This is a genomic window from Rothia sp. P6271 (genome assembly GCF_048512995.1).
GTDB lineage: Bacteria > Actinomycetota > Actinomycetes > Actinomycetales > Micrococcaceae > Rothia.
Genome location: NZ_JBLXXV010000001.1, coordinates 325,000 through 349,043 on the forward strand (window position 1 = coordinate 325,000; position 24,044 = coordinate 349,043).

The following is a 24,044-nucleotide window of genomic DNA, read 5'->3' on the forward strand; positions in this document are numbered from 1 at the left end:
CTTCGGGGAAAAACGAGGTAAGGTTTTTTCTGTCACGTTCCAGGTAGCTGTATAACACCGTTGTAGAGTGCTGCGGCGGGTTCGCTATAGCTAATCCGTGGGCGTTCTTTGCCGTCTAAATCACTAAATGTGCAGGTTGTGAGTGAGGCAAGGTTGCATTCTCGAGTTCTGGGGTCGTGAGGGAGCATTTTCCCTTCGATGCTACGTCGTACTAGCCAGATGGGAAGTTGATGAGAGACGATGACAGCTTCGGCGTTCTCTCCCCCGATATCGTAGGCGTGCTGAGCAGTTTGGCGTACGGCTTGTGCCATACGTTTGACTTGTTCTCGGTAAGGTTCTCCCCAAGAGGGACGTAATGGGTTAAAGAGTTTAGACCAGTGTTTTGGGTGAGTGATCAATTCTTGGGCGTTGACGTGGAGCCCCTCAAAATAGTTTTCTGCTTCGATTACGCGAGGGTCATGGTGTGCTTCTAGCCCGAGGAGTTCGGTAATCGGTTCAGCTGATTCTTGGGTACGTGTTAGTGGTGAGCAGGCAAGGTAGACGATATTCGCGCCGTTGTGTGCTTGGCGTGCGAGTTCTTCGGCAGTTAGACGAACCATGTGGCGTCCACGTTGACTCAAATGGTAATTGGGTAGACGCCCGTAGACGATACGTTGAGGGTTTTCGACTTCCCCGTGACGCATAAGGTGGACTTTAACCTGAAGTGAGCTCATTGTTCTAGTCTCTCAAATAGTTTGTCTCATTCCCAATTCTGCAACCTGTGAATTGTCAGAACAAGTGGTGAGTTATTTCTTAACGTTGGTGATTTTGGGTAATTTTTTGGTGCAGTATTTTCTCTAGGCGTCGTGGATTAATCTGCCAGAAGTCTTTAACTTCTCCGTCGACGAGAACTACCGGTATTTCGATGGCGTGGCGGGCTTTGAGTTCTGGAAAGTTTTCGATGTTGAGTTCGGTGAAAGTGAGCCCGAGGCGTGCGGTGACGTCATGAACGACGTGACGAGCTTTATCGCAGAGGTGACAGCCTGGTTTGGTGAGTAAGGTGATGTCAATCGGTGTTTTAGCGGGTTGTTGTTCGCTCATCTGGGGTCTTTTCTGGGCATGGGTTTGTCATAAGAGGTGTGTTAAAAACAGTGCCTCGCCCCTACTGTTAGCAGTTGAGGACGAGGCACATAAAGCTCATAAGAACTTACTTCTTATTGCGACGCTGGTGGCGGGTCTTACGAAGCAACTTACGGTGCTTCTTCTTGGACATGCGCTTACGACGCTTTTTGATAACTGAACCCATAGGATTCACCTCACTTACATTCGATACCCGGCATCTCTACCCATCGTAGATATGAGATGTTAGCTATCCGGGCGCGGTTTATACCGGTATAAACGCTTCTTAAAGACCAATTCAGGCATAAAAATGCCTGAACGGAAGAAAACGCTCTCTGTATAGAGTACAAGCATTCTCGAGATTTTCCGCATTCTGAACCAGATTCATGAACATTTTCTCGGATAAAAAGCTAAAATCTGGGTCTGCACCTTCAAGAATGAGATGCAGACCTCAGATTTTAGGGAAGCTGAGATGTTATCGTTTCTTCTTCTTTTTCTTTTGAATTTTTTTGTTAATGGTGTACACCTTGGTGCTCAGCTCTGGTTCTTCAGTATGCGTTGTTGAGCTCTGCGGTTCGTGAGGCTCTTCAGAGCTGGAGTCCGCGGAAGAAGAATAATGTTCTTCTTCTAGGGCACGCTGTTCTTTTCGTGATAGACGCGGTGTCTCATCAATAATTTGAGGCTCTTTAGCGTCGTCAAGTGCTAGCTCATATCCTTCGGGTGCTAGCATCTGAGGGTCAGCATCAGCAGATAATGATTCTGCTTTTTCTTCGATTTCATCAATAGCTGCGACGTGTTTGCGCCCCTTTCTCAAAGTGAGCTTTGTGAAAATACTCTTTTTTTCGGCAGAGACGACATCCGTTGCACATTGTTCAGATGTTTGTTCTTGAGTTTGAGTTTTCTGTAGTTGAGGCTGGGTATCTGCAGTCTGCGTGTCAGCAGATGGTGTTGCGCTATTGTCTTTAGCTTGTTCTGTTATTTTTTGTTCAACAGCGAGTTGAACCTGTTGAGTGCGCACACCGAAACCTAGCCAACGACCGATGGCATTTCCTTTTTTCTCTGGTTCAGAAGAAGACAGATACTGCGAAGTTGACTCTTGAGGTTCTTCAACTCTCGGATGTGATCCGGGTACAACTTTTCGTGCCGCCGGTTTTGCCCTTAAAGTGTCTGACGAGGGCTGCGTCCAAGACGTATCGCCATTTTTACGTATTTTTATGGGCGTTTCACCGTGTGGGGTGCGATAAATAGGTTTGATAACCGTCGCATGGACAGGAACGCTTACTGTTCCTCGTACTTTACGTGTACGTCCTGCTGTTGGAGCACGCAAAACATTGTGAACAGGTGGTTGAGGCTCGTTCTGGACAACAGATTTCTCCTCCGATACAGCGGCAGAAGAGTGCTCAGAGCTGTGTTCAGCGGTTGAGGTGTTATCTGCTTCAGATGTTTTGCTAGGGGAGGGAGTTTCTTCTTGCGCAGAAGTCTCTGAGCTGTTTTCTTCACCGGTACTTATTGAGGTGTGCTCTTCAGTTGAGGTTCCCAGTTCTTGTTCTTCGGCAGAAACCTCATCTTTGCGTTGTTCCTTAGCGTACTCTTGTGCAAGAGTCCACCTTTGAACTTTCGGCCGTTCAGAGGAAGGTTCGCTCTCAAGATTCTCTGAAGCAGTATCCCCCTGTGGACTCGTTGTTTCTGCAGTAGTTGCCGGTGTAGTTCCAACATTTTCAAGAGCTTCGATGAGCGAAGGCGCGATAGCTTCTTCCCAGTGATCGGGAATCAGGTCGTCATCATCAATTTCGATAGGTTCCATTGCTACCACTGTTCCTGGCAGTTCATGAGCAACAGCGGTTTCTTCATTGAGGTCAAGACTTGCCTCAGTGTATTGGCGTTCGATATTGGCGATGAGTAGTTGTTTCGCTAGCGTTGTGTCACGGTATCGGATAGCTTCAAGTAGCGCACGGTATTCTGCGCGTAGTCGAGTTGCTGTTGCGCTCCAAAGAGGGACACGTCCCATAATCGAGAGTAGATAGTCCGTAAGCGAAGTTCTCAGAGCCGTCATAAGCCCTGTTATGAGCTGGTTACCAGAGAGTTTCGTGAGAGCGATATGAAAATCTACTTCTAGTTGATGGAAGGTGTGAGGCGTGGTCCCCTCGTATTGCATCTTTTCGAGGATGCGTTCTAGCTCGTCCATCGCTGGGTTTGTAGGGTCTGCGTTCTCAACGGCGAATGTTTCAAGCAGAATACGTGCTTGAATGAGGTCACGAACCGGATAGCGAGAGCTTGCCATATGTAGACGTAGAGCGGGGGTGACGGAGGCTGCAGGCTCGCTGACGAGGTGAGCAATGATAGTTTTTCGCTTTCCCTCATAGAGTCTCAAAACCCCCATTGTTTCAAGGTATTTGAGTGCTTCACGGGTACTTGAGTGACTTGCACGAATGATATCGGCAAGTTTTCTATCATCGGGCAAGCTTTGCCCAAGGTGCAGTCTTCCTTCAAAAAGCTCTGCTTCAAGCCAGTTAAGAATTTTCTGGTACACAGACATGGATAGCTTCTACGTATTCTTTCAATAGTGATTCTAGTGAGGACGGCGACGACCCCAACGGGTCAAGGTTGCGAATAATCCGCGCGAGTCCTGTGCGGAGTTATTCTGCGTTTCTGAAGAAATCTCAGCGGCGGTGGGGAGCGCTGGAAGAACCTGCACCTGAGAATCTTCTGTTTCAGATTCTGTGAGGTGTTCTGATTCTTGTTGTTTCCAAGCTGGAGGATGTTCTTCGGTGGTTTCTTCTAAGGTGTTAGAAGATGCATACTCCGTGGAGGTGGGTTGTTCTTCGTTCTTCTCTGGTTCGTCAAGATCCTCAGGTGGAGGGTCTAGTGGACGCGGAACAAAGGGCATTAACGGAGTAAAACTAATAGCGCTATGAGATTCTGATGTGCGTACCCGTTGTCGGGGGTCTCCAGGTTCACCGAATTCAAAAATATCAGGTGTGCACTCTTCATCAGGTGTTTGCTGTTCGTGTGATACGTCAGAGGACGCTAAATCTTGTTCTGTTTTCTCAAAGGGAGTCTTTTCATCAGCTGAGGCTACTGGTTCGGGGTCAGATTGTTGATCTGTATGCTCACTATTATTTGTAGCTGTTTGCGCTGGTTCAACAGTGTTTGAGACCTCATCGGTTTGCTCTTTGTCTGTTGTTTTATTCCAAGGGGTCAGAATGTTCAGTGTTTGGGTGTGGCATTGGTTGAGGCTTCTAATCCATTCCAAAACATTTTCAAGTGGCTCCGGTGTGAGCGAGTAAAAACGTTTCTGCCCCACAGCTTGGGTATCAACGAGTCCAGCATTTCTTAGGACTTTGAGGTGCTTAGAGACCGTAGGCTGACTTACGCCTAACTCATCTACCAGATCCCCAACTGGGCGTTTGCCTGCGGCAAGAACTCGTAGGATCTGACGACGGGTAGGGTCTGCGATTACAGCAAAAACGTCATCAATCATACATACATCATGACATATATACCTGTGGGCGAATGTATCGACACTAAGAGAGTGAGAATTCTCAGCAGGATTCAGCATATTTTGAGCTTAAAACCATGTATTCCACCCTATAAATATAGGCTTTGACCAGTGTTATTAGCAGATTTCCACTCGTGTTTTTACCCCTCGAGGTTCTCAAACTCAGAAAGAAAAGCATCTATTGTTTTGCAGGTTCTTAGCCTATATCACAAGGATAATCCGGCTGAGTGAAAACATTACGACTAAGCTACATATAGTCCCTTCATCCGAAGAAAGAGAGCAGCGTTGCGAGAATCAACATCTGCACACCCTAAAGAGACCGAGGGTACACACACTTTATCGGCAATGCTCATTCGTCTACGTGACCTTGTCGACGCCCTCATTGGTACCTCTCCTTCGCGCGTAGCGATTCTTGCCTTCGCATTGGTTATTGTATTTTTTAGCGCAATGCTCGCGTTGCCTATCTCTTCTCAAGACGGTCATAGTGTAGCCATTCACCACGCAATTTTTACCGCAACGTCTGCGGTGACCGTGACGGGACTCACCACAGTATCAACCGCTGATCAATGGTCATTTTTTGGTCAGTTAATGATTCTTCTGGCGTTCCAAATTGGTGGTCTAGGAACATTAACAATGACCTCTCTGCTAGCTATGGCAGTCGGTAAAAAACTGGGCTTACGTTCTAAACTCATCGCCCAAGAAGCAATGAATATCGGAAAGCTCGGAGAACTCGGCTCCGTATTACGCACCGTAGCCGTGACCTCAATTTTTATTGAGGCAACTATCGCGCTCATTCTTTTACCGCGTTTTATCTTGTTGGGAGAATCAGTTAAGAACAGTATCTGGCATAGCATTTTTTATTCTGTCTCAGCGTTCAACAATGCCGGTTTTACCGCACACTCTCAAGGTCTTGTCCCGTATTCTCACGATTTATGGATTCTTATTCCCATTTGTGTGGGAGTTTTTATTGGCTCTCTAGGCTTCCCCGTTATTTTGATTATGCAACAGAATCCTCTCGCCTTTAGCCGATGGAACCTCACCACCAAGTTGACCATCATCGGAACCGTCGCATTATTTTTTATTGGCGCTTTATTGTGGGGTTTCTTCGAATGGTCTAATGATAAGACCATCGGTGAGATGTCTCTGGGCGGAAAAATTATTAACGCCATATTTGCTTCAGTCATGACACGTTCTGGAGGGTTTAACCTCGTAGAGATGAGCGATACGAACCCTATTACATTGCTCATTAGTGATGCATTGATGTTTATCGGTGGGGGCCCCGCTTCTACCGCTGGTGGCATCAAAATTACAACAATTACCGTGGTAATTCTGGCAGTTCTTGCAGAAGCGCGCGGCGACCAATTTGTGATTGCATTCAACCGCACCATTCCGGATTCAGTACTTCGTATCGCGATTTCTGTGATTATGATGAGCTTCATCATTGTTTTCTTAGGCACCTCTATTATCGTGTTTCTCACGGAGGAGCCTCTCGATATGGTAATTTTTGAAGTAATTTCTGCTTATGCAACCTGCGGGTTATCGGTGGGGCTATCAGCGAGACTCCCTCCGGCTGGCATCTATGTTCTGTCTGTACTGATGTTCATTGGGCGCATAGGTATTATTACTGTGGCAACCGGCTTAGCTTTGCGCTCTCGCCGTCGACTCTATAAGTACCCAGAAGAAAGACCGATCATTGGCTAAACGCACCATTCATAATGCACCCGTATTAGTAATTGGGCTAGGGCGTTTTGGTGCCTCTACCGCTGCCCAGCTAAGACGTCAGAATAAAGAAGTTTTGGCGGTCGAAAAAGATGCTGTCAAAGTTCAAAAATGGGCGGGTCTGCTCACTCACGTCGTTGAAGCTGACGCCACAGATATTGATGCCCTCCGACAGCTTGGCGCTGGCGACTTTACGTCAGCTGTTGTTGGGGTGGGCACTTCTGTTGAAGCATCGGTGTTGATTACCGCTAATCTTGTTGATTTAGGAATTGAACGTATTTGGGCTAAGGCCATTACCCCAGCGCACGGCAAGATTCTTTCTCGTATCGGGGCGCATAACGTGGTGTTCCCTGAGGCTGATGCTGGTCGACGGGCTGCACATCTTGTCTCGGGTCGTCTTTTGGATTACATCGAATTTGATGATGACTTCGCGATTGTGAAAATGTATCCACCGAAGGAGACTCAAGGGTTTACCTTGGCAGAATCTGATGTACGCGGAAAATACGGTGTCACGATTGTGGGTGTGAAGTCCCCTGGAGAAGATTTCACGTATGCAACGCCGGAGACAAAAGTTACCTCTAGAGACCTTTTAATTGTGTCGGGGCAGGTAGATCTTATTGAGCGTTTTGCGGCTCGTCCGTAACCGAAAAATAGGCATTTATGGGCTTTTACTAGGAGTTTTATTTAAATAATCTACAGCTAGAAGACATTTTATTTGGTAATCGTCACATTTTTGCGGGTTGAGGTTGGCATATTTAAGGAAACATGCTTATGATAGTGTCACCTCTAAAGGTGCGAGTGATTACTGGACGGATTGCGAACCCGTTCAAAACAGCTTGCGCATTTAGCAACAAGGTGGTCCCCCCTAAACCACCAGCTAAGTGAGCGTGCTGATAATACTAATATCTCTAAGATATTGGTGTTCTGGAAAACGCCGGCTGATTCCCTACAGCCGGCGTTTTTCTGTTAAGTTTTTCAACTCACCACATTTTCTGATATCCAGTGCAACGACACCAACGCCATCATCAGAATAAAGTGAAGCAACCTGTTCAAGATATCTTTCGTCATGAACGATTACAGAAAAAGCACAAAAGAAAGAGGTATTGCAAATATCTAGTACGCTGTAACTAGGTGCTTTACCCCTCCCTCCCGTTAGCGAAGTCGTAACTGGAATAATTCTCGCTATCGGCGGTACGTGGCACTGATAGATATTACGTTCAGACAATCCACGATTTAGAGGTCATCATGAGGAACCTATACAACGCTATCTGCCGTTTCGATACACAACGCGTCAGAATATTGAGCCTATCCATCATTCTTTCCTTCAACGGACTATTCCTTTTGATATCATCCGTTAAAACAGGCCTACCCATCATTGCAGTCATCTCCGGACTCATGATGGGCACAGGTCTAGGCCTGTGCTATCTAGTTGCCCAATGGGACAAGAAAACAACAACCAATATAGTTTTGAGTGTATTCATAGCCAGCTCATCGACCGCAGTCATCTCGCTATTATTCCTTGCAACGCAAGGGAATCTATAAAGGCTGGTTCAAAAAGCCCTCTCGACACCCAAATATTATTCCTATAACTGTTGCAAATCATCGACTCGTCAAAAGGTCAAAGCACTCATGTTGGTATTCTTGTTAGCGCAAACTTAGCTTCATCTAACTATTCTACTAACGTGTAAACGTTCTTCTTAAGACAGAAAAGATTCACAACGCCCTCAAAACAACTTGTTATCAACCGGTAATACGCGTTTTCTTTGACCGCACAACGTTGTTTTACGCTTCTACGAATAATCACGAGTCATCTGAGCCGATTTTTGAGCACAAGCACGCATCGCCTGCTCAGTCATTTCTTCCAGCCCATTCTGACAAAAACTCTCAATAGCCTGCTCCGTCGTACCGCCGGGGCTCGTTACCGCACGGCGTAAAGCCACAGGATCCCCGTGCGCACCCAGAAGCTCACCAGCACCACGAGCAGTCTGCACCGCTAGCTGTTCAGCCAGCTCAGCGTCAAGACCGAGTTGCACCCCAGCTTTCATCATCATCTCAGCTAACAAGAAAAAATACGCGGGGCCAGAACCAGATACAGCCGTCACCGCGTCCATCTGATGCTCAGCAACCTCAAAAACTTTCCCTACCGAACCTAAAATTTTCAACGTCAGCTCACGTTGCGGTTCAGAGACAGAAGCACCACAAGAGACCGCAAGCACCCCACAACCTACCTGAGAAGGGGTGTTCGGCATACAACGAATCACCGGCTGACCCACAGGCAACACAGCAGATAGCGCATCCAAAGATACACCTGCCGCCACCGAAATCACCAAAGTATCAGGCTCTAAAGCAGGAGCAATCTCACGCGCCATATCTAATATCGCATAAGGCTTCACACCAAGAATGACCACCTGCGCACCAGTAACAGCCCGAAGATTAGCCTGAGGATCTTCAGCCACCGAAAAAACTCTAATCCCCTCAGAACCCTCTACTCCCCATGCTGACGAAAGACGCTGGGCACTGTCCTGAGAATATACGGTTACTCGTACCGATGAAGAATCATAGCCACCGGCAATCAATCCAGAAGCTATAGCACCATTCATCGACCCTGTTCCGCAAAAAGTGACTATTGCACTCATCATGTACTCCTTGAGCTAGTGTCAGAAAAAACGCTCACGTCATATCATCTTGACGTAACTACCACACAGCTTAGCCGAGCAAGAACATAAGAACAGCGCACTCACACCGATATTTCACCATAAGACACGCACCCAATGGCTATTTGCAGAGCTCAGATGTTCACATCTGACCCAAATGGCGACGAGCAAATTGCAGGGTCTCATACAACCATTCATCGCGTTCAACAGCTCCGCGAGCGCCACGCGTCGAGACCTCAGCACAAACCACGCCGTTCCACTGCTGTTGAGCTAAATACTCGAGAGTTTGCGCTACCGGTTGAGTGCCATATCCAGGGCGTAGGTGTTCATCAAGAACTTTTGTGCCACTACCATCGGTCAAATGCACGTGGCCTAGACGGTTTCCAATTTTCTTGACGTACTCTAAAGAATCAACCCCAGCAGCTGCAGCATGCGAAAAATCCCATGTCATCCACTGATAATCAAACTCTGTTGGGTCCCACCCTGGGGAATACATCTGCACAGATGCACCACCAGCGCTCCACGGATACATATTTTCTACAGCGATTTTCACGCTCTCTTGCTCAGATATTTCACGAACACCGTGAACAAAATTTTTAGCATACAGACGCTGCCACCGAAATGGAGGGTGGGCAACGATGACATCAGCTCCAACGGCTTTCGTCATTTTTGCGGCCATCTGCATTTTGTTCCATGCACGCCCCCACACTTGTTGAGTCAATAACAAGGTGGGAGCATGAATGGCCGATATCGGAATCTGATATTTCTGAATAAGATCACGAAGATCATCTGGCTCTTGAGAGATAGCATTTCCGGTCACCATCACCTCAATGCTGTCATACCCCAAATCTGCGGCAGTAGAAAACGTTTCAGGCACCCCCAGCGGGAAAAGGCAGGACGTAGACAATGCGATACCTATATGAGGGGCTCTGTTCTCTGCCATCGTAGGTGGTCCTTTGCGTCAGGGGGCTTACAAAGATGCTCCTTGGCTAGGCCTCAGAAGTTTTCTTCGTCGTACTAGCTTTCTTTGTGGTGCTTTTCTTCGCTGTAGTTTTCTTGGTGGTGCTCTTCTTCGTAGCAGTCTTTTTTGTCGTAGAACGCTTACGCTGAACGGGCCCCTTGGCACGTTTTTGAGCTAATAGCTCAACCGCGCGCTCATGAGTGATGGACTCAATCGTGTCCCCACGAGGAACAGTAATGTTTGTTACCCCGTCAGTGATATAAGGACCAAAACGACCATCTTTAATCACAATTTTCTTTTCAGAAACAGGGTCAACACCAAGTTCCGCCAAAGGAGGCTTCGCCGCCGCACGACCACGCTGTTTAGGTTGCGAATAAATCTCTAAAGCCTGCTCAAGAGTAATCGTAAAAATTTCTTCCTCAGAGCCAATAGAACGAGAGTCGCTCCCCTTCTTCAGATACGGGCCAAAACGACCGTTCTGCACCGTGATATCTTCGCCCTCAGCATCCTGCCCAAGCAGGCGAGGAAGACTCATCAGCTGCAAAGCCTGCTCTAAAGTCACTGTTGCCAAAGACATTGAAGAGAACAAAGAGGCTGTACGAGGCTTCTCTGGTTTTGGTTTCTTCTTAGGCTTCGGGCGACCATTCTTATAATATTCCACCGGCTGAGCATCCATCCACGCCTGAATTTCTTCCTCAGACATCTGAGGAATCAACTCGGTAACGTACGGGCCAAAACGACCGTCACGAGCAACGATGGTACGCCCCGTCTCGGGATCTACGCCCAGTTCACGTCCATCAGATTTACCCTGTTCGAGAAGCTCTTTAACTTTTTCAGCCGTAAGCTCATCTGGAGCAAGATCTCTCGGAATATTTGCACGAATAGGATCTGAAAGTTCACCGGTTTCTTCGTTAACGGTTGGCTCAGTCTCGAGATACGGCCCATAACGTCCCACGCGAACGTTAACGCCATCAGAAACTTCAATAGAGTTAATGGCACGGGCGTCGATATCACCAAGGTTATCGACAATAGGTTTCAACCCGCGTTTATCGCCACCACCAAAATAGAACTGTTCAAGCCATGTAGCGCGCTGTTGCTCACCACGAGAAATACCGTCGAGGTCTTCTTCCATCTGAGCGGTGAACTCATAGTCCACATATTTACTGAAATGTTCTTCTAGCAGACGCACCACGCTAAAAGCTGTCCACGAAGGAACCAAAGAACCACTACGGTTCTCCACATAACCTCGGTCAATAATTGTTGAGATAACAGCAGCATAGGTTGAAGGACGTCCGATACCTAGCTCGTCCATAGCCTTGACGAGAGAAGCTTCCGTATAACGAGGAGGAGCAGAAGTATCGTGGCTAAGAGCTGTAACATCTTGAGCTGTTAGCGCATCTCCTTCAGCCAATTGAGGTAGGCGCTTATCTTCTTTAGCTGAGGCAGTATCTTCAGCGTTGCGTGAAGCGTCTTGCCCTTCTTCATAGGCGGCTAAGAAACCACGGAACGTAATGACTGTACCGGAGGCACCGAACTCTACTTTATGTCCGTCACGAGAAGTAGCAGAAATACGAACTGAAGCAGTAGAGCCCTTAGCGTCAGCCATTTGAGAAGCCACTGTACGCTTCCAGATGAGCTCATATAAGCGGAACTCATCTTGGCTTAGTGAACCTTGAACTTCTGACGGTGTGCGGAAAGAATCACCGGCAGGACGAATCGCTTCGTGAGCTTCCTGCGCATTCTTTGATTTAGAGGCGTACACGCGAGGCTTTGAAGGAACATACTCAGAGCCATAGAGTTCTGTCGCTTGAGCACGAGCAGCAGAAATAGCCTGTGTTGAAAGAGCAACAGAGTCGGTACGCATGTAGGTGATATAGCCGTTTTCGTAAAGACGCTGAGCTACCTGCATCGTCGAGCGAGAAGAAAAACGCAGTTTACGGGCTGCTTCTTGTTGCAAGGTTGAGGTGGTAAAAGGTGCAGCAGGACGACGCGTGTACGGTTTAGTCTCTAAACTTCGAACGCTAAAAGCGGAGCCGTCAAGTTGCTCGGCAAGAGAACGGGCTTTCTGCTCATCAAGGTGTGCCACTTTCGTCGCTACCGCAGGTTTTAATGAGCCGTCGTCGTTGAAGTCTTTACCGGTGGCAACGCGGGCGCCGTCGACTGAAACCAGTTTTGCGGAGAATGTTTCTTCAGCTGAGGTATGGAACGTTCCGCTTAGGTCCCAGTAGTTAGCAGAACAGAACGCCATACGTTCGCGCTCGCGTTCGACCACAAGTCGAGTTGCTACGGATTGAACACGTCCAGCGGATAGCCCTGGTGAGACTTTGCGCCAGAGCACTGGTGAAATTTCGTAACCGTAGAGGCGGTCGAGTACTCGTCGTGTTTCTTGAGCGTCTACAAGGTTATTGTCGATGTCACGAATTTCGTCAAATGCGCGGTTGACGGCTTCTTTTGTAATTTCAGGGAAGGTGAGACGGTAGACAGGAACAGTGGGTTTAAGAACTTGTAGTAGGTGCCATGCGATAGCTTCTCCTTCGCGGTCACCGTCGGTTGCGAGATAGAGAGCGTCAGAGTCTCGAAGCTTGTTTTTGAGCTCAGCAACTTTTTTCTTTTTATCGGCGTTGATAACGTAGTACGGTTCAAAGTGGTCTTCGAGGTCTACAGCAAACTTACCCACTGAAGTTTTTTTGAGTTTTTCAGGAAGTTCAGATGGTTGAGGGAGGTCTCGGATATGCCCCATGGAGGATTCCACCTCATAGGCGCTTCCCAAGTAACCGCTAATGGTCTTCACCTTAGAGGGTGATTCTACAATGAGCAGGGATTTACCATGTTCTGCTGTATTTTGAGCCTTGGTTGGCACTTTGCTCCTTGACCTGTGTGTCGTAAGTTCTTGAGATGATGTTCGATGTCAATGATGACTCAGCATAACAATAGCGCAGATTATCTGACATTGTTCACGAGTCAGCACCTTTTCAAAAGTTTTTGAAGTAGTTATCTGTTCATTGCATCAAGCGGCACGATGCTCATTTGTCGTCCAGAAATCTCTTCGGGGATGACCTCCACCCAGTTCATAATACGTGGGTCTGCGAGGGAAGATTGAGCCTTATGTTCGGCAGTGAGGTCAATATCGTAAGGGTACCATTGTGCGGTTCCGTGGATGATGACTGATTTCACAATATCTTGATGTACTTCACCGACTTCAAAGGCTACTTGCCTGCTGACCACAATAGAGGAAAAGGTCTCTTCTGCACGTGTTTGAAAGAATATGTGCCCGTGTTCCACCACGTATTTGACGGTGAAGATATCGATACGGTGCCCCATTTGTAGGGAGAGCCGACCGATATTGTGAGAGTTGATGAGATCCCAACACGTCTGTTCTTCAAGAGTTGTCAAAAGTTGCGGAGGGTTCGTTTGTTCTGCCATGTCGCCAGTCTAATCTGCTGAGGTAAAGCGGAGGAATCCTTTTTCGATAAGTTCACGGATTTGTTGAAGAAGTTCTTCTTGGTGAGTGTTGTCTTCCCAGCCTAGTAGTACTGCGAGCGCACCGAGTATTTGTTGGACGCTAAGCTCGCCATCGCAGGCAGAGACGAAGCCAGCAAGTTCAGTGGATTCGAGGATTGTTCGACGGAGCCCAGCTCCTTCGCGCAATAAAATCACTCCGGGGTGTTCCGCTCCGGGTCGGGCGTGTCTTTCTTCTGTAACGTCTTGTGCGACTTCTAGATGGGTGCTGAGGAATTCTTCTGAGGTGAGCTGGTTTAGCTGGTCGTAGAGTTCTACGGCTTCGGCCAGGAAGGGGGCAAGGGGCTGTTGTATGGGGTAGGTGATTTCTTCATAGCGTTGTAGTGGTTGTTGTTTTGGTGTGGAAGATGCTGGTTTTCGAAGCCATAACATGCCGAGTCCGATGGCGGTTACTCGTCGTTGCGCGAAGTCAAGCACGTAATCTTTGTAGGCTTGTTCGTAATGTTGTGGGTCTCGTTGTTCGCTGGCGTCTTTGAGCCAAGTTTCGGCGTATTGTTCGGGGCTGAGGGTTTCTCGTTGGATGCACCATACGTCAAGTTCGTTGTTGGTCCATTGGCGCACTCGATGGTCCCAATGTTTGGAGTCTTCCCAAATTTCCCAGTTAGCGAGCATTTGAGCTCGCCCGTTCGGGGCGAGGATTGTTGGCAGCTGGTTTAAGAGGGTTTGGATGAGTTGGTCTCCGGCAAGACCACCGTCACGATAGGTGAATTGGTCTTCTGGTTTTTCTTCTGCTTTGCGCGGCGTAATAACAAAAGGCGGGTTAGAGACCACGAGGTCGAATTCTTGCCCTTGTACGGGTTCTGTGAGAGAACCTTGAAGTAGTTTGACTCTGTTCTGCAGATGATGCCGATCGATGTGAAGTTCTTCGGCGTTGAGCAAGATATTGAAGCGGGTGAAGGCTAAAGCTCTTTCGGAGATGTCGGTGGCGGTGACGTGTTCTGCATGAGAGAGCAGGTGGAAGGTTTGAATACCGCATCCGGTACCAAGGTCTAAGGCACGTTTGATGGGTGCGCGTTCGGTGATTTGAGCTAGTGTTAAAGAGGCTTGCCCGATACCTAGAACGTGGTCTTTACGCAGGGGTCCAGTACGCTGGTATGCCCTTACATCGGAGCTAACCCATAGTTCGGTGCCGTCGTCTGCACCGTGGGGTCTTAGGTCGATCAGTGCACGGTATTGTTGTGGTGTTGGTTCTTCAACGAGGTTGAGAGTTTTCAGCAGAGGTAGGGAGTTCTCTCCTAATGCTTGATTGAGTTCTGTTTCGGTACATTGGCGTCCTAGCATAAAGAATCCGGTAAGGTACGCTAACGATTGTTCTTCTGCGGTGGCGTGTTGGTCGCTGAGGATTTGTTCAATGCGAATTTTTCCGGGAATAATTTGTTCGCGCGTGATGGCTTCTGTTGCTGATAGCCCTAAAAGTTCTGTGATTGCGTCGTTGTAGTAACGTGCTTGGTTTAATCTTTGCGCTAAGGTTTCTATCGCGCTGAGGTCATGGCTATGAGGTGCGTTTATCGTTTGGGAAAAGTTTTCGGTCATCACGTTCATCATTGTGGCATATCTTGAGATTTTGTGTGTTTTTTCGTACCGGTGAGTAGGTGTTTTCGTGAAGAAAAGAACAAAAATGTTTTATTTTTTAAGATATTCTCTTTGTGAAGCAACAGGCATATCATTTTCCAACAAGGAGAGATCCTATTATTAATTTTTTAATAACTTTGTTCTATAACTTTAATACCTTATAAGACACGAAAGAAGTTAAGAATTATTTATAAAATACCTAGTCAGAAAAATATTAAGAAAATTTTTTCAATATTAGTATTCTGACACTAAAGAATAGTTGTGGTTTAACGTACACTATCGGTATGGCAGATGCACAGAATATAGAAAATATCAAGAAATCTATTGCAGACTGGCAAGCAAAGCTCGACGCTGGCACAGGTTTCGCTCCAGAAGTTATTCAAGAAATCATCGCTAAGCTGCAAGAAGATCTTCGTAAGGCTGAAGAAGCCTAAATCTTGAACGGCATACGCGCCGTCAAGAAACAATAAGTCCCAGTAGGATCTACTCACCTATATGTGATAGCTCCCTACTGGGACTTTCTTTTATCACCGTTCTCAACTCTCACACGACGTTCTCTGCGAATACATCTTCCGGTGTAGCACTTATCCCTGTCACACCCGACCACACGTACATCCGGTAGTCTGAAGGATCCATATCTGCTGGCCCATACACTTCAAGACGGACACCCGTTGGACTCAAGGCTTTAGCAGGAATGAATTGTGATGCAAGAACATCAAATCCTTCATCTATGGCATTTTGCTCTGCCCCGTTGATAAGAACGGTGGCATACATCGAACGAGGAACAATCACACCGGTAAGCCCTAAAGCAGACACCTCAGCAATGCTACGAACCATATATCCAGCAGTATATGTCAGCCCTTGATCTTCAGCATCAGGCATGATGACACCAACGCGTTGCATTTTTTCTAAAGAACGACATTTTTCTGACCCCAACTGCTCATAGAGTTGTTGCCAAAGATCTCGAGTGTCGTATCCAGGAGTTAATGGAACATTTATTCCAGCAACCAAAAAGGCGTCGTATTCAATGAGCGACGGATCTGCCATATTCTTCATGTCCTTAAGTTCTCTTCCTAAAAATACCTACCATAACCAAAAGGTGTTCAAAGCCAAAGAACTTTTAGGCTTTGAACACCTTTTGGGGAACATGTGCACTATCTGCACATCATGCGTCTACTAAAGCTGATTTTCCGAGAGCTTTCTCAGAACAGTCTGCGCATAAGAGAACAAGGTCACGTTGTCCTTCAACATCTAAGTTTTCAAAAGTGTTAGACGGAGCACCACAGTGTTCGCATTCTCCAATGGTGACAGTATCTGGCGAAAATTCTACGTGCATACGCTTATCGAAAATATACATTGACCCTTCCCACAAACCAGAGTCTCCATATTTTTCACCGTAACGGACAATACCGCCGTCAATCTGATAAATCTCTTTAAACCCGCGGTTCTTCATGAGAGCCGAAAGAATCTCACAACGAATACCACCAGTACAGTAAGTAACTACCGGCTTATCTTTAAGGTCATCGTATTTACCAGATTCAATTTCACGAATAAAGTCGTGCGTAGTTCTCACATCGGGAACAACCGCATTCTTAAACTTACCGATTTTAGCTTCGAAAGCGTTGCGTCCATCAAAGAACACCACTTCGTCTCCGCGCTCTTCAACCAGCTTGTTAACTTCTTCGGGCTTGAGATGAACACCTCCCCCAACAACACCATTCTCGTCAACAACAAGTTCATCAGGTGCACCAAAAGCAACAATTTCGTCTCGAGCTTTGACTGATAGACGAGGAAAGTCAGAAGCAGACCCATCAGACCATTTAAGTTCAAGTTTTCCAAATCCAGGATACTGACGGGTCGTCTTCCCATATTGTTTAAGAGCGTTAATATCGCCACCGAGAGTACCGTTAATACCGTGCTTAGAGATAAGGATACGTCCGGTCAGACCGAGTTTCTCGCAAAGTGCACGCTGCCATAGCATCACAGCAGTAGGGTCACCAACTGGGGCGAAGCAGTAATATAAAATAATTCGTTCTTGAGCCACATCTTCATTTTAGACACTCACGGGGCTGTGATGTTGTAACTGAACGAACAAAACATACGAGCAATTTATAGGTTTTTCAACACCTCAGGAGAACCAGCACGGCTTGTCGCTTCTACCTCCTGAAGCCAAGAAAAAACTCCTCCTATTGGCACACGCACCCGAACGTCGACAGAACCGGGCTGATGCTCAACGATAACGCAACGAACCCATACCGCACCATGTGCCTGCCCAACACGTTCTGCGGTATCACATGGATCACCGGCACGTAAGCCTCGCAACGTATCTGCAGCAGCGAGAGCCGAAATATCTGCTGCACGCATTGCCTGATATTTACTGTGATAAACAGATGCAATACCGGCAACTCCCGTGAACACCATCAGCAAAATACAGATTATTCCCACTGCCAGAACCGTCCCTGAACCCCTGTCTGAAAAATCTTTGACGACAGGTGTCAGCTTATGTGGGCAGATAATTCTTTTATTCATCATCATTGGCCCACGCTTTTTCTGCTGTACCTTGAGCTTCCGCCTCAAGTACCCATCCAGTTAGCTCTCCTAAGACCCCAGGGGCAGGACGGCTCACATGCACCGTGTAGTTATATCCCTGCTGTTCTAGACGAATTGTTGCATGAGGAGCATTCTGATGAGCAACCCGCATAATATCATCATGATTTTGGCCCCGTACAACAGCCCGTAGAGCAACGCGAGCGCAGTCTTCTAATTGCATTTGGCTAAGACCAAGAGAAGACGCACCTAAAACGAGCGTCAGCACAAAAATAACGGCAGGTAATGCCACCGCAAATTCGGCGGTTACCGCACCTTCTTCGGTATGAGAGGGTTTCATAGATGTCTCAGCTTCTCCCTGCAATGATATTTTCACCGTTTTGTTGTATCGGTTGCCGTGACAGGCTCGTAGAAGAGTCTTCTTTTTTCTCTACGAACCTGCCACTTTAGGCCTAAGACATACCCGTAGACAGGGCATTCTTAACAATGCCGAAGAGCAAGGCTCTCACTTCGTCAGATTTCAAAATGGCAACAAGTAAACCAGCAAAACCAACTGCCGCTAACATGACAATTCCATATTCTGCAGTCGTTGCGCCTGCTTCACCATCATGAAGGATGTCTACAGAGTCCTCTAACTTTTGGTTTCTTCGATGGGCAGCGGGCGAAAGAGGTTGTTCGTGGGTAGAGTTCGATTCTGACATGAACATAATATTCTCCTTGAATAGATAAAGGTTGAAAAGGGGAAATGGGTTAAAAGCCCAAGGACGGAATTAAAGATATAAGCAAAGGAATCACACCTAAACAGATAAAAGCCGGTAAAGAACATAGCCCTAGTGGCAGAACAAGTCGTACACCTAGCCGGTGAGCTTGTTGCTCCGCATAACGGTATGCTTGACGACGCAACCTATCTGATACCACTTGAAGAATCTGAGCACTTGGAGCACCTGTTTCCGATAAGAAACCCAAACTTTGTTCAAGAACAGTAAAAGGTGCTCTGTCTGGTACACTCTGCCAACTCATAGCCCATGAATGACCGAGATAAAGCTGCTGGATAACCTGCCGTATCTCTTGGGCCTCATCTTCTTGGTGAAGAACTTCTTCATAGAGCTGAACAATATATTCAAGTACGCGATATAGTCCCAAACCTGCTTCTAACATCACGGTGCATAAATCGATGATTAAAGCATCTGGCACAGTAAAAGCTTCCTGAGTTTTCTGAGAAGAACACATCAACACGCTTTTTCTCTGACATCGTGAGGTTGGCCTTGAGCTATTTTCAGCAGTGGGGGATCTGTTCCTTAGTGGATTGTTGAAGAACATTTTTGACCTTTCTGTGCTTGGGCGATGAGTCTAGATGTCCACAAACGTCCGGCTAAAGCCAGCCATAAACCGATGAGGCTTATCAAAAGCCCTCCAGATGATTGTGTAAGAATCACTAGAGGTTTAGCACCCATCAACATTCCTAAGGCAATACCGAGGGCAGGAAGCCAAGAGAGAATCATCCCTGTTGTTTGTGGAGCAGCCATTGCTGAACTCCGTGACTGATCAAGATCTATTTCACTTTCATAAAAACGCGCTAAGCGTTCTATAGCCTGAGCAATAGGCGCACCTGTTTTCTCCGCGATATACCAGCAGGAAATCAGTTCTATACACCGTTGATGAGAGTAAGAACGTGCCGGAGATAAATCTTGCAGAAGCGTTACCATCGGTAATCCCGCACATGCCCTCTGGTACATACATTGCAATAGTTGTGCGGCATCTTCTAAGGCAAAGTAATAAGCTCGTTGTTCTCGCCTTAGGAATACACCATGTTTTTGAGCGTGAAGAGGATGTTCCGTCAACATTTTCGTCAGGTGTTGATGCACTATTTTGATGATGTTAGGTAGGCGTAGTCCTGCACGTAGTAGAGAGCTCATACGCCAGGTGATATCTGGCCATAATTCTTGTTCTTGGACGCTTGGTTGCGTGCTCTCTAAAAGATAGTTCGTCCTTCGAGGAGGGGAAGTACTCATCAATTTTTGCCACATAGAGCATTCCTTTGAACAATCAAAGTACCTGTTTGCGTCATGTCATGCTCAGAAGTGATGTTTTGTGCAGTGGTTTGAAGCATACGGTCGTGCCATTTGGCATATTTTTTCAGAAAGAGATGACCTTCTTCAGACCATGTTCCGCTGGTGTTCTCTCCTTCAGAAGGTGCCGTATAAAGTGAGCAGGTTCGGAGTTGCCCCTGTGCAAAAACTAGGGTTGAGATATTACTCAAGATTCGTTGTCGCCCACGACGGCTCAGATGGATGATGTAATCAATTGCAGTATCTGCTTGCAAGCATAAGGCGTTCTCATACATTTTTCCCATGGCTCCCATTGCCATTAGTCGTGCAGGAACTGCCTGAGCAGAGTTTGCGTGGATAGTTCCTCCAGCTCCTGTGTGTCCAGTGTTCATGGCGGTGAGCATATCGGTCAGTTCTGCACCACGGCATTCTCCAACGATTAGTCGGCTAGGGCGCATTCTTAAAGCGTGGCGGATGAGCGTGCTGAGAGTGACTTCTCCCCTGTTTTCGCTGTTATGTTGGCGGGTTTGGAGAGAGATAGTGTGTGGATGTGTAGGGCGCAGCTCTGTTGAGTCTTCAATCATGATGAGGCGTTCGTTGTCCTGACATTCTGAGAGCATTGCGTTGAGCAGCGTCGTTTTTCCGCTTCCTGTGCCACCGCTGATTAAGAAATTGGCGCGGAGGGAAAGAATATAGCGTAAAACGTTTGTAAGCTGTGAGGTCAGCATCCCTTGTGCTTCAAGCTCTGTGAGGGAAAACCGTTGAGGTGGTTGTACTCGAATAGATAGGAGTGTCCCTCGTTCGCACAGCGGTGGTAGTACTGCATGAATACGGTGTCCTCGCGAGTTTGTGATGTCGGTGCTGAGGTTACTTTCATCAAGCCGTCCTCCTCCGGAGACAATGAGTCGGGTCGCTAAAGCTCGTATTTCTTCTTCGTTGTCAAACCTTATGGTGGTGTGTTGAAGGGAACCTGATTTTTCAATCCACACTTCTTGTGGGCCGTTGACGTAGATGTCGCTCAAGCCTTCTTCATCAAGTAATGGTTCGAGTTTTCCTAGATGGAAGATCTCGTGCACAGTTTTTTCGTCTAAGACAGTAATTTTTCGTGAAGTATCTAAATCTTCCGATGTAGTTGTGTCATATTGGGGACGGAATTTTTTCAGAAGCATTGTTTCATGCGAATGTGATGCTCTTTTCATGCGGTGTTCTCTTCCTGAGCCGTTGGAGTTTGGTGGCTGTTGGTACTTTGAGTGTTCCAGTTTTGGCGTGAGAATGCACTGTATGGGAGCGATTTGTGGATAGGGCAATCACCTCAAAGAGGTGTTTTGAACTGTCTGCGGGGTTCTCCACAGTTTTAGGGTGAGAAAGTTCTACGGTTTAGGGTGCGCACATTGACGTGTTGCACCTTGTTCAAACGCAGAACGGCCCCGCTATCGGCTGATAGCAGGACCGTTCAAAGTTGTTTTTGAAGAATGAGCACTCAACGTATTCAAACGTGTGTGGCAAGGATGTCGGAGCTAGGTGCTATGCGCTTAGGCTCCAGCCTTGTGCCCGAAGTTCTTGACGTGTAGCCCCATGAAGAAAAGCTAAATGCAAACGTTCTCGGCCTGGGGCGAACTCGTATTTGAGCAGTTTAGTTGCTTGAATTTCATCAGTTTCACCTTCACCGTAGCTAGGGCAAAGGTCTGCTACGGGGCATACCCCACAAGCTGGTTTACGTGAATGGCAGATTCTTCGTCCGTGATAAATCATACGGTGAGAAAGCATCGTCCAGTCTTTTGGTTCGAAGAGGGCGGCAACATCTTTTTCTACACGCTCAGGTTCTGTTGCTTCGGTCATTCCAAAACGACGTGCTAGACGCCCAAAATGTGTATCTACTGTCAGCCCAGGCATACCAAAAGCATTACCCATAACAACAAAAGCCGTTTTGCGGCCAACTCCGGGTAGGGTAATGAGCTCTTCAACGGTGCGAGGTACTTCTCCGTCGTAGCGTTCGAGCAATCCTTGAGCCAGCCGCACGATAGAGGAGGCCTTTGAACGGTAAAATCCCAAAGGCTGTACGATGCTCTCCACATCCGGCAAAGAGGCTTGTGCTAAAGCTAATGCATCAGGATATGAGGCAAAAAGTGTGGGTGTTACACTGTTGACTCTCACATCTGTGGTTTGTGCTGAAAGGACAGTGGCAATAAGCAATTCGAAGGGGTTGGTGAAATCTAGTTCTGCCACCGCGTAGGGGTAAGTATCGTCGAGGATACGTTTAATTTTTCGTACACGGCGCTTTTTCCCCAGCTCACTTTCTTGGGTGCGCGAGCGACGACGTGCCGCTTTTTCTGCTTCAAGAATGGACACTGAACGAATATGCAGAAGTTCTTGTTCTTGCTCTGTTAAGGGGGTGCTATCTGCCTGCTCTTTCACCTTTCTAGCCTACCTGTTCTATTCAGTGAAGCCTTTTATGAGCTGTGGTGTTCGGTCTTTTTACGAGGTAAATCACCTCACCGCATAGTTTGTGAGGTGTTGTTCTGATTCGTTGAGTGCTCTCGTAGAATAGTGCTATGACTCAACAACGTATTTTTGTTCTCAACGGCCCTAATCTCAATCTCTTAGGACATCGTAAACCGGAGGTCTATGGGACTAGCACGTTGAAAGATATTGAGAGTTCACTCCAGCACCGTGCACAAGAATATGGTTTTGCACTTGAGTTTTTACAGACGAATCATGAAGGCGTTTTGGTAGATCAGGTTCAGCGGGCACGTTCTGAAGCGGCGGGGATTATTATTAATCCGGCGGCGTACACTCATACCTCGATAGCTTTACATGATGCGCTTGAGGCTGTTGATGTTCCCATTGTTGAAGTTCATTTATCGAATATTCATCGCCGTGAGCAATTTCGTCATCAGTCTTTTGTATCGCTTCAGGCAACAGCTATTTTTGCTGGTGCTGGTGCTTATGGGTATCTTCTTGCTTTAGATTTTCTTGCACATCTTTTGGGCGAAGAAAGCACATCGTAGGATACTAGGTTCTGGGCCTAAACGTGTGAGCATTAATTAGTGTTCTCGGCAGGTACCTGTTAGTACCGCTTGAGGTGTTTCGGGAATACTCGCTAGGGCTTCTTTAATAGTTGTTGCTGGAATTGCGTAGCCGATTTTATCTCCAGCGACAGAACGGGCAAAGACCATGCCTACGGCGTCTCCGTTCTCTGTTACCAGAGGTCCACCGGAGTTACCTTGGACGATATCTGCGTTGATTTGGTAAAGGTACCTGATGCGAGATAGCTCTTGAGTTTCGGCTTCAATATTTTGGATGTTTCCGAGTCCTCTCACGCTTGCTGGAGTTATCGTGTAGGGGCCGCCTGCTGGGTACCCTAAAACAGCAAGAGCGGTTCCGGGTGCGGCGTCTTCGCCTAGGGGGATTGCAGTAAGATTGAGCGCTGGTGCGTAGAGAACAGCGATGTCTTCTTCGTGATTGTAGTAAACGGGAGTTCCAGTGACGCTGTATCCGTCTCGTTTTTCGAGCAGAATTTGTCCTGCTCCTTGTATGACGTGGGCGTTAGTTAAGACGTAGTTGTTTGAGGAGACGAATCCACTGCCTTCTGAGGTGTATCCGCAGCGAGGTGCGTATCCGTGAATTTTTACAACGGAGGTTCCTGCGTATTGGATGGTGTCGCTCAGTTGTTCGGTGGTGGGTATGTCTGTTGGAATGGAAGTTGGGACGAGTTCGGGAAGGACCTGACCTAGAATTTCTGGCATATTCGAGGTAACGCCTTGTGCTGTTTCAGAGTATTCTATGCCGATGGTTTGGTAGAAGATGCGAGTAAAGCGGTCTTGTAAGGTATAGATGCTTTCTTTGACGGGTTCGGGAGTGTGTTCCAGCATATATGTAATGACTTTTGAGTTATTTATATGCTGTGTGATGCTGGGAATACCGAGCGGTAGCATCATGAGGACGACGGTAAGTAGAAGGAATAGGTAGACGATGGCGTTGCCTATTGCTCCGAAGATTCGGTTGATGGGTCGAAGAACGCTCAGTCCAAAGAGGGCTCGTAGGAGGCCCATGAGTATAGAGCCGACGAGTTTTCCGGCGAGGAGGAAGAGTATGAGCGCGATAAGGTACCCAAATTCGTGTAGTTGTTGGGGCAGATTTTGACGTACCCAGACAAATCCGAAGGTAAATGCACAAAGTAATGCAATAAATGTTGCGATGAGGTTGATGAGTATGCCGATGAATCCACGCCGTGCACCTGAGATTATGCTCAATAGCAGTAGTCCTAGCAGACCAATATCTAGAATCGTCAAGTCCATAATATAACGCACCTTGTCAGATGTGATTTTTGAGGTGTTCCCCCCAAAATATTCACTCATTGTTGTTGAGGTTTTAACGGTAGTGGATATCTCATAAAACGGGTGTGCTTTACTCTATTTTTACCGTTT

General features: G+C 47.2%; 25 protein-coding genes. 5 read left to right on the top strand and 20 right to left on the bottom strand.

The annotated features are described in order from the left end of the window. Positions 1–32: 32 nt before the first annotated feature. From ACN08X_RS01470 to ACN08X_RS01490, 5 genes are all read right to left on the bottom strand, one after another. Complete coding sequence (locus ACN08X_RS01470; RefSeq protein ID WP_419100956.1) at positions 33–713, bottom strand: histidine phosphatase family protein; 681 nt, start codon at positions 711–713, stop codon at positions 33–35. Positions 714–792: 79 nt separating this feature from the next. After that, on the bottom strand, positions 793–1,080 hold the full coding sequence (locus ACN08X_RS01475) for a glutaredoxin family protein (protein ID WP_419107700.1): 288 nt from the start codon (positions 1,078–1,080) through the stop codon (positions 793–795). 106 nt (positions 1,081–1,186) lie between these two features. Beyond that, positions 1,187–1,285, bottom strand: a complete 99-nt coding sequence (locus tag ACN08X_RS01480; protein ID WP_005504750.1) for a 30S ribosomal protein bS22 — start codon at positions 1,283–1,285, stop codon at positions 1,187–1,189. A 288-nt stretch (positions 1,286–1,573) separates the two neighbouring features. Then, positions 1,574–3,634, bottom strand: a complete 2,061-nt coding sequence (locus ACN08X_RS01485; RefSeq protein WP_419107701.1) for a FadR/GntR family transcriptional regulator — start codon at positions 3,632–3,634, stop codon at positions 1,574–1,576. 33 nt (positions 3,635–3,667) lie between these two features. Beyond that, positions 3,668–4,579 (bottom strand): ArsR/SmtB family transcription factor, encoded by a 912-nt coding sequence (locus ACN08X_RS01490; RefSeq protein ID WP_419107702.1) that lies wholly within the window; start codon positions 4,577–4,579, stop codon positions 3,668–3,670. A gap of 363 nt (positions 4,580–4,942) precedes the next feature. Between ACN08X_RS01490 and ACN08X_RS01495 the strand changes: the two genes are divergently transcribed. The 3 genes from ACN08X_RS01495 to ACN08X_RS01505 all read left to right on the top strand — a co-directional run bounded on the left by ACN08X_RS01495 (position 4,943) and on the right by ACN08X_RS01505 (position 7,858). Continuing rightward, on the top strand, positions 4,943–6,298 hold the full coding sequence (locus ACN08X_RS01495) for a TrkH family potassium uptake protein (protein WP_419105872.1): 1,356 nt from the start codon (positions 4,943–4,945) through the stop codon (positions 6,296–6,298). Then, positions 6,291–6,959: a potassium channel family protein gene (locus ACN08X_RS01500; RefSeq protein WP_419105671.1), complete on the top strand. Its 669-nt coding sequence runs from the start codon at positions 6,291–6,293 to the stop codon at positions 6,957–6,959. Before ACN08X_RS01495 ends, ACN08X_RS01500 begins: the two co-directional genes overlap by 8 nt. 602 nt (positions 6,960–7,561) lie before the next feature. After that, entirely contained in the window at positions 7,562–7,858 is a 297-nt protein-coding gene (locus tag ACN08X_RS01505; RefSeq protein WP_419105672.1) for a hypothetical protein, read from the top strand. Positions 7,859–8,106: 248 nt separating this feature from the next. Here the strand turns inward: ACN08X_RS01505 and proC are convergent, their stop codons facing one another. From proC to ACN08X_RS01530, 5 genes are all read right to left on the bottom strand, one after another. After that, the gene (gene proC / locus ACN08X_RS01510; RefSeq protein WP_419107703.1) at positions 8,107–8,952 is read right to left on the bottom strand and encodes a pyrroline-5-carboxylate reductase; all 846 of its coding nucleotides are present in this window, start codon (positions 8,950–8,952) and stop codon (positions 8,107–8,109) included. Between the two features lie 160 nt (positions 8,953–9,112). Next, positions 9,113–9,913, bottom strand: coding sequence for a sugar phosphate isomerase/epimerase family protein (locus tag ACN08X_RS01515; protein ID WP_419107704.1), 801 nt, complete (start codon positions 9,911–9,913; stop codon positions 9,113–9,115). Between the two features lie 46 nt (positions 9,914–9,959). Next, a complete protein-coding gene (topA, locus tag ACN08X_RS01520) occupies positions 9,960–12,791 on the bottom strand; it encodes a type I DNA topoisomerase (protein WP_419107705.1) in 2,832 nt (943 codons plus the stop codon). A gap of 131 nt (positions 12,792–12,922) precedes the next feature. Beyond that, on the bottom strand, positions 12,923–13,354 hold the full coding sequence (locus ACN08X_RS01525; RefSeq protein ID WP_419100965.1) for a pyridoxamine 5'-phosphate oxidase family protein: 432 nt from the start codon (positions 13,352–13,354) through the stop codon (positions 12,923–12,925). Positions 13,355–13,363: 9 nt separating this feature from the next. After that, complete coding sequence (locus ACN08X_RS01530) at positions 13,364–14,983, bottom strand: DUF7059 domain-containing protein (RefSeq protein ID WP_419107706.1); 1,620 nt, start codon at positions 14,981–14,983, stop codon at positions 13,364–13,366. A 323-nt stretch (positions 14,984–15,306) separates the two neighbouring features. Between ACN08X_RS01530 and ACN08X_RS01535 the strand changes: the two genes are divergently transcribed. After that, complete coding sequence (locus ACN08X_RS01535; protein ID WP_419100967.1) at positions 15,307–15,456, top strand: hypothetical protein; 150 nt, start codon at positions 15,307–15,309, stop codon at positions 15,454–15,456. Between the two features lie 109 nt (positions 15,457–15,565). Here the strand turns inward: ACN08X_RS01535 and ACN08X_RS01540 are convergent, their stop codons facing one another. The 9 genes from ACN08X_RS01540 to nth form a co-directional block, all read right to left on the bottom strand. Next, positions 15,566–16,069, bottom strand: coding sequence for a GyrI-like domain-containing protein (locus tag ACN08X_RS01540; RefSeq protein WP_419100968.1), 504 nt, complete (start codon positions 16,067–16,069; stop codon positions 15,566–15,568). Between the two features lie 118 nt (positions 16,070–16,187). Further along, positions 16,188–17,066, bottom strand: a complete 879-nt coding sequence (locus tag ACN08X_RS01545) for a rhodanese-related sulfurtransferase (RefSeq protein WP_419100969.1) — start codon at positions 17,064–17,066, stop codon at positions 16,188–16,190. A gap of 65 nt (positions 17,067–17,131) precedes the next feature. Next, positions 17,132–17,557: an Rv3654c family TadE-like protein gene (locus ACN08X_RS01550; protein WP_419107707.1), complete on the bottom strand. Its 426-nt coding sequence runs from the start codon at positions 17,555–17,557 to the stop codon at positions 17,132–17,134. Beyond that, positions 17,544–17,909 carry a TadE/TadG family type IV pilus assembly protein gene (locus ACN08X_RS01555; protein ID WP_419105678.1) on the bottom strand — a complete coding sequence of 122 codons (366 nt, stop codon included), beginning with the start codon at positions 17,907–17,909 and terminating at the stop codon, positions 17,544–17,546. Before ACN08X_RS01555 ends, ACN08X_RS01550 begins: the two co-directional genes overlap by 14 nt. A 112-nt stretch (positions 17,910–18,021) precedes the next feature. Further along, positions 18,022–18,270: a DUF4244 domain-containing protein gene (locus tag ACN08X_RS01560; RefSeq protein ID WP_419107708.1), complete on the bottom strand. Its 249-nt coding sequence runs from the start codon at positions 18,268–18,270 to the stop codon at positions 18,022–18,024. Positions 18,271–18,319: 49 nt separating this feature from the next. After that, a complete protein-coding gene (locus ACN08X_RS01565) occupies positions 18,320–18,799 on the bottom strand; it encodes a type II secretion system F family protein (RefSeq protein WP_419107709.1) in 480 nt (159 codons plus the stop codon). Between the two features lie 68 nt (positions 18,800–18,867). Next, a complete protein-coding gene (locus tag ACN08X_RS01570; protein WP_419107710.1) occupies positions 18,868–19,596 on the bottom strand; it encodes a type II secretion system F family protein in 729 nt (242 codons plus the stop codon). Then, the gene (locus tag ACN08X_RS01575) at positions 19,581–20,816 is read right to left on the bottom strand and encodes a CpaF family protein (protein WP_419105679.1); all 1,236 of its coding nucleotides are present in this window, start codon (positions 20,814–20,816) and stop codon (positions 19,581–19,583) included. Before ACN08X_RS01575 ends, ACN08X_RS01570 begins: the two co-directional genes overlap by 16 nt. A 325-nt stretch (positions 20,817–21,141) precedes the next feature. After that, complete coding sequence (nth, locus tag ACN08X_RS01580) at positions 21,142–22,032, bottom strand: endonuclease III (RefSeq protein WP_419105680.1); 891 nt, start codon at positions 22,030–22,032, stop codon at positions 21,142–21,144. Positions 22,033–22,169: 137 nt separating this feature from the next. Here nth and aroQ point away from each other — a divergent pair, with 137 nt between their 5' ends. After that, positions 22,170–22,625: a type II 3-dehydroquinate dehydratase gene (gene aroQ, locus ACN08X_RS01585; RefSeq protein WP_419100977.1), complete on the top strand. Its 456-nt coding sequence runs from the start codon at positions 22,170–22,172 to the stop codon at positions 22,623–22,625. Between the two features lie 36 nt (positions 22,626–22,661). Here the strand turns inward: aroQ and ACN08X_RS01590 are convergent, their stop codons facing one another. After that, positions 22,662–23,915 carry a MarP family serine protease gene (locus tag ACN08X_RS01590; RefSeq protein ID WP_419100978.1) on the bottom strand — a complete coding sequence of 418 codons (1,254 nt, stop codon included), beginning with the start codon at positions 23,913–23,915 and terminating at the stop codon, positions 22,662–22,664. Between the last annotated feature and the right edge of the window lie 129 nt (positions 23,916–24,044).

Bases quoted from the DNA above. Each gene is read 5' to 3' on its own strand.
- ACN08X_RS01480 (WP_005504750.1), bottom strand. From the start codon at position 1,285: ATGGGTTCAGTTATCAAAAAGCGTCGTAAGCGCATGTCCAAGAAGAAG.
- ACN08X_RS01560 (WP_419107708.1), bottom strand. From the start codon at position 18,270: ATGTCAGAATCGAACTCTACCCACGAACAACCTCTTTCGCCCGCTGCC.
- ACN08X_RS01490 (WP_419107702.1), bottom strand. From the start codon at position 4,579: ATGATTGATGACGTTTTTGCTGTAATCGCAGACCCTACCCGTCGTCAG.
- ACN08X_RS01530 (WP_419107706.1), bottom strand. From the start codon at position 14,983: ATGACCGAAAACTTTTCCCAAACGATAAACGCACCTCATAGCCATGAC.
- ACN08X_RS01470 (WP_419100956.1), bottom strand. From the start codon at position 713: ATGAGCTCACTTCAGGTTAAAGTCCACCTTATGCGTCACGGGGAAGTC.
- aroQ (WP_419100977.1), top strand. From the start codon at position 22,170: ATGACTCAACAACGTATTTTTGTTCTCAACGGCCCTAATCTCAATCTC.
- ACN08X_RS01505 (WP_419105672.1), top strand. From the start codon at position 7,562: ATGAGGAACCTATACAACGCTATCTGCCGTTTCGATACACAACGCGTC.
- ACN08X_RS01575 (WP_419105679.1), bottom strand. From the start codon at position 20,816: ATGAAAAGAGCATCACATTCGCATGAAACAATGCTTCTGAAAAAATTC.
- ACN08X_RS01570 (WP_419107710.1), bottom strand. From the start codon at position 19,596: ATGTGGCAAAAATTGATGAGTACTTCCCCTCCTCGAAGGACGAACTAT.
- ACN08X_RS01485 (WP_419107701.1), bottom strand. From the start codon at position 3,634: ATGTCTGTGTACCAGAAAATTCTTAACTGGCTTGAAGCAGAGCTTTTT.
- proC (WP_419107703.1), bottom strand. From the start codon at position 8,952: ATGAGTGCAATAGTCACTTTTTGCGGAACAGGGTCGATGAATGGTGCT.
- ACN08X_RS01515 (WP_419107704.1), bottom strand. From the start codon at position 9,913: ATGGCAGAGAACAGAGCCCCTCATATAGGTATCGCATTGTCTACGTCC.
- ACN08X_RS01540 (WP_419100968.1), bottom strand. From the start codon at position 16,069: ATGGCAGATCCGTCGCTCATTGAATACGACGCCTTTTTGGTTGCTGGA.
- ACN08X_RS01550 (WP_419107707.1), bottom strand. From the start codon at position 17,557: ATGATGATGAATAAAAGAATTATCTGCCCACATAAGCTGACACCTGTC.
- ACN08X_RS01535 (WP_419100967.1), top strand. From the start codon at position 15,307: ATGGCAGATGCACAGAATATAGAAAATATCAAGAAATCTATTGCAGAC.
- ACN08X_RS01525 (WP_419100965.1), bottom strand. From the start codon at position 13,354: ATGGCAGAACAAACGAACCCTCCGCAACTTTTGACAACTCTTGAAGAA.
- ACN08X_RS01495 (WP_419105872.1), top strand. From the start codon at position 4,943: ATGCTCATTCGTCTACGTGACCTTGTCGACGCCCTCATTGGTACCTCT.
- ACN08X_RS01555 (WP_419105678.1), bottom strand. From the start codon at position 17,909: ATGAAACCCTCTCATACCGAAGAAGGTGCGGTAACCGCCGAATTTGCG.
- ACN08X_RS01590 (WP_419100978.1), bottom strand. From the start codon at position 23,915: ATGGACTTGACGATTCTAGATATTGGTCTGCTAGGACTACTGCTATTG.
- ACN08X_RS01475 (WP_419107700.1), bottom strand. From the start codon at position 1,080: ATGAGCGAACAACAACCCGCTAAAACACCGATTGACATCACCTTACTC.
- ACN08X_RS01565 (WP_419107709.1), bottom strand. From the start codon at position 18,799: ATGTGTTCTTCTCAGAAAACTCAGGAAGCTTTTACTGTGCCAGATGCT.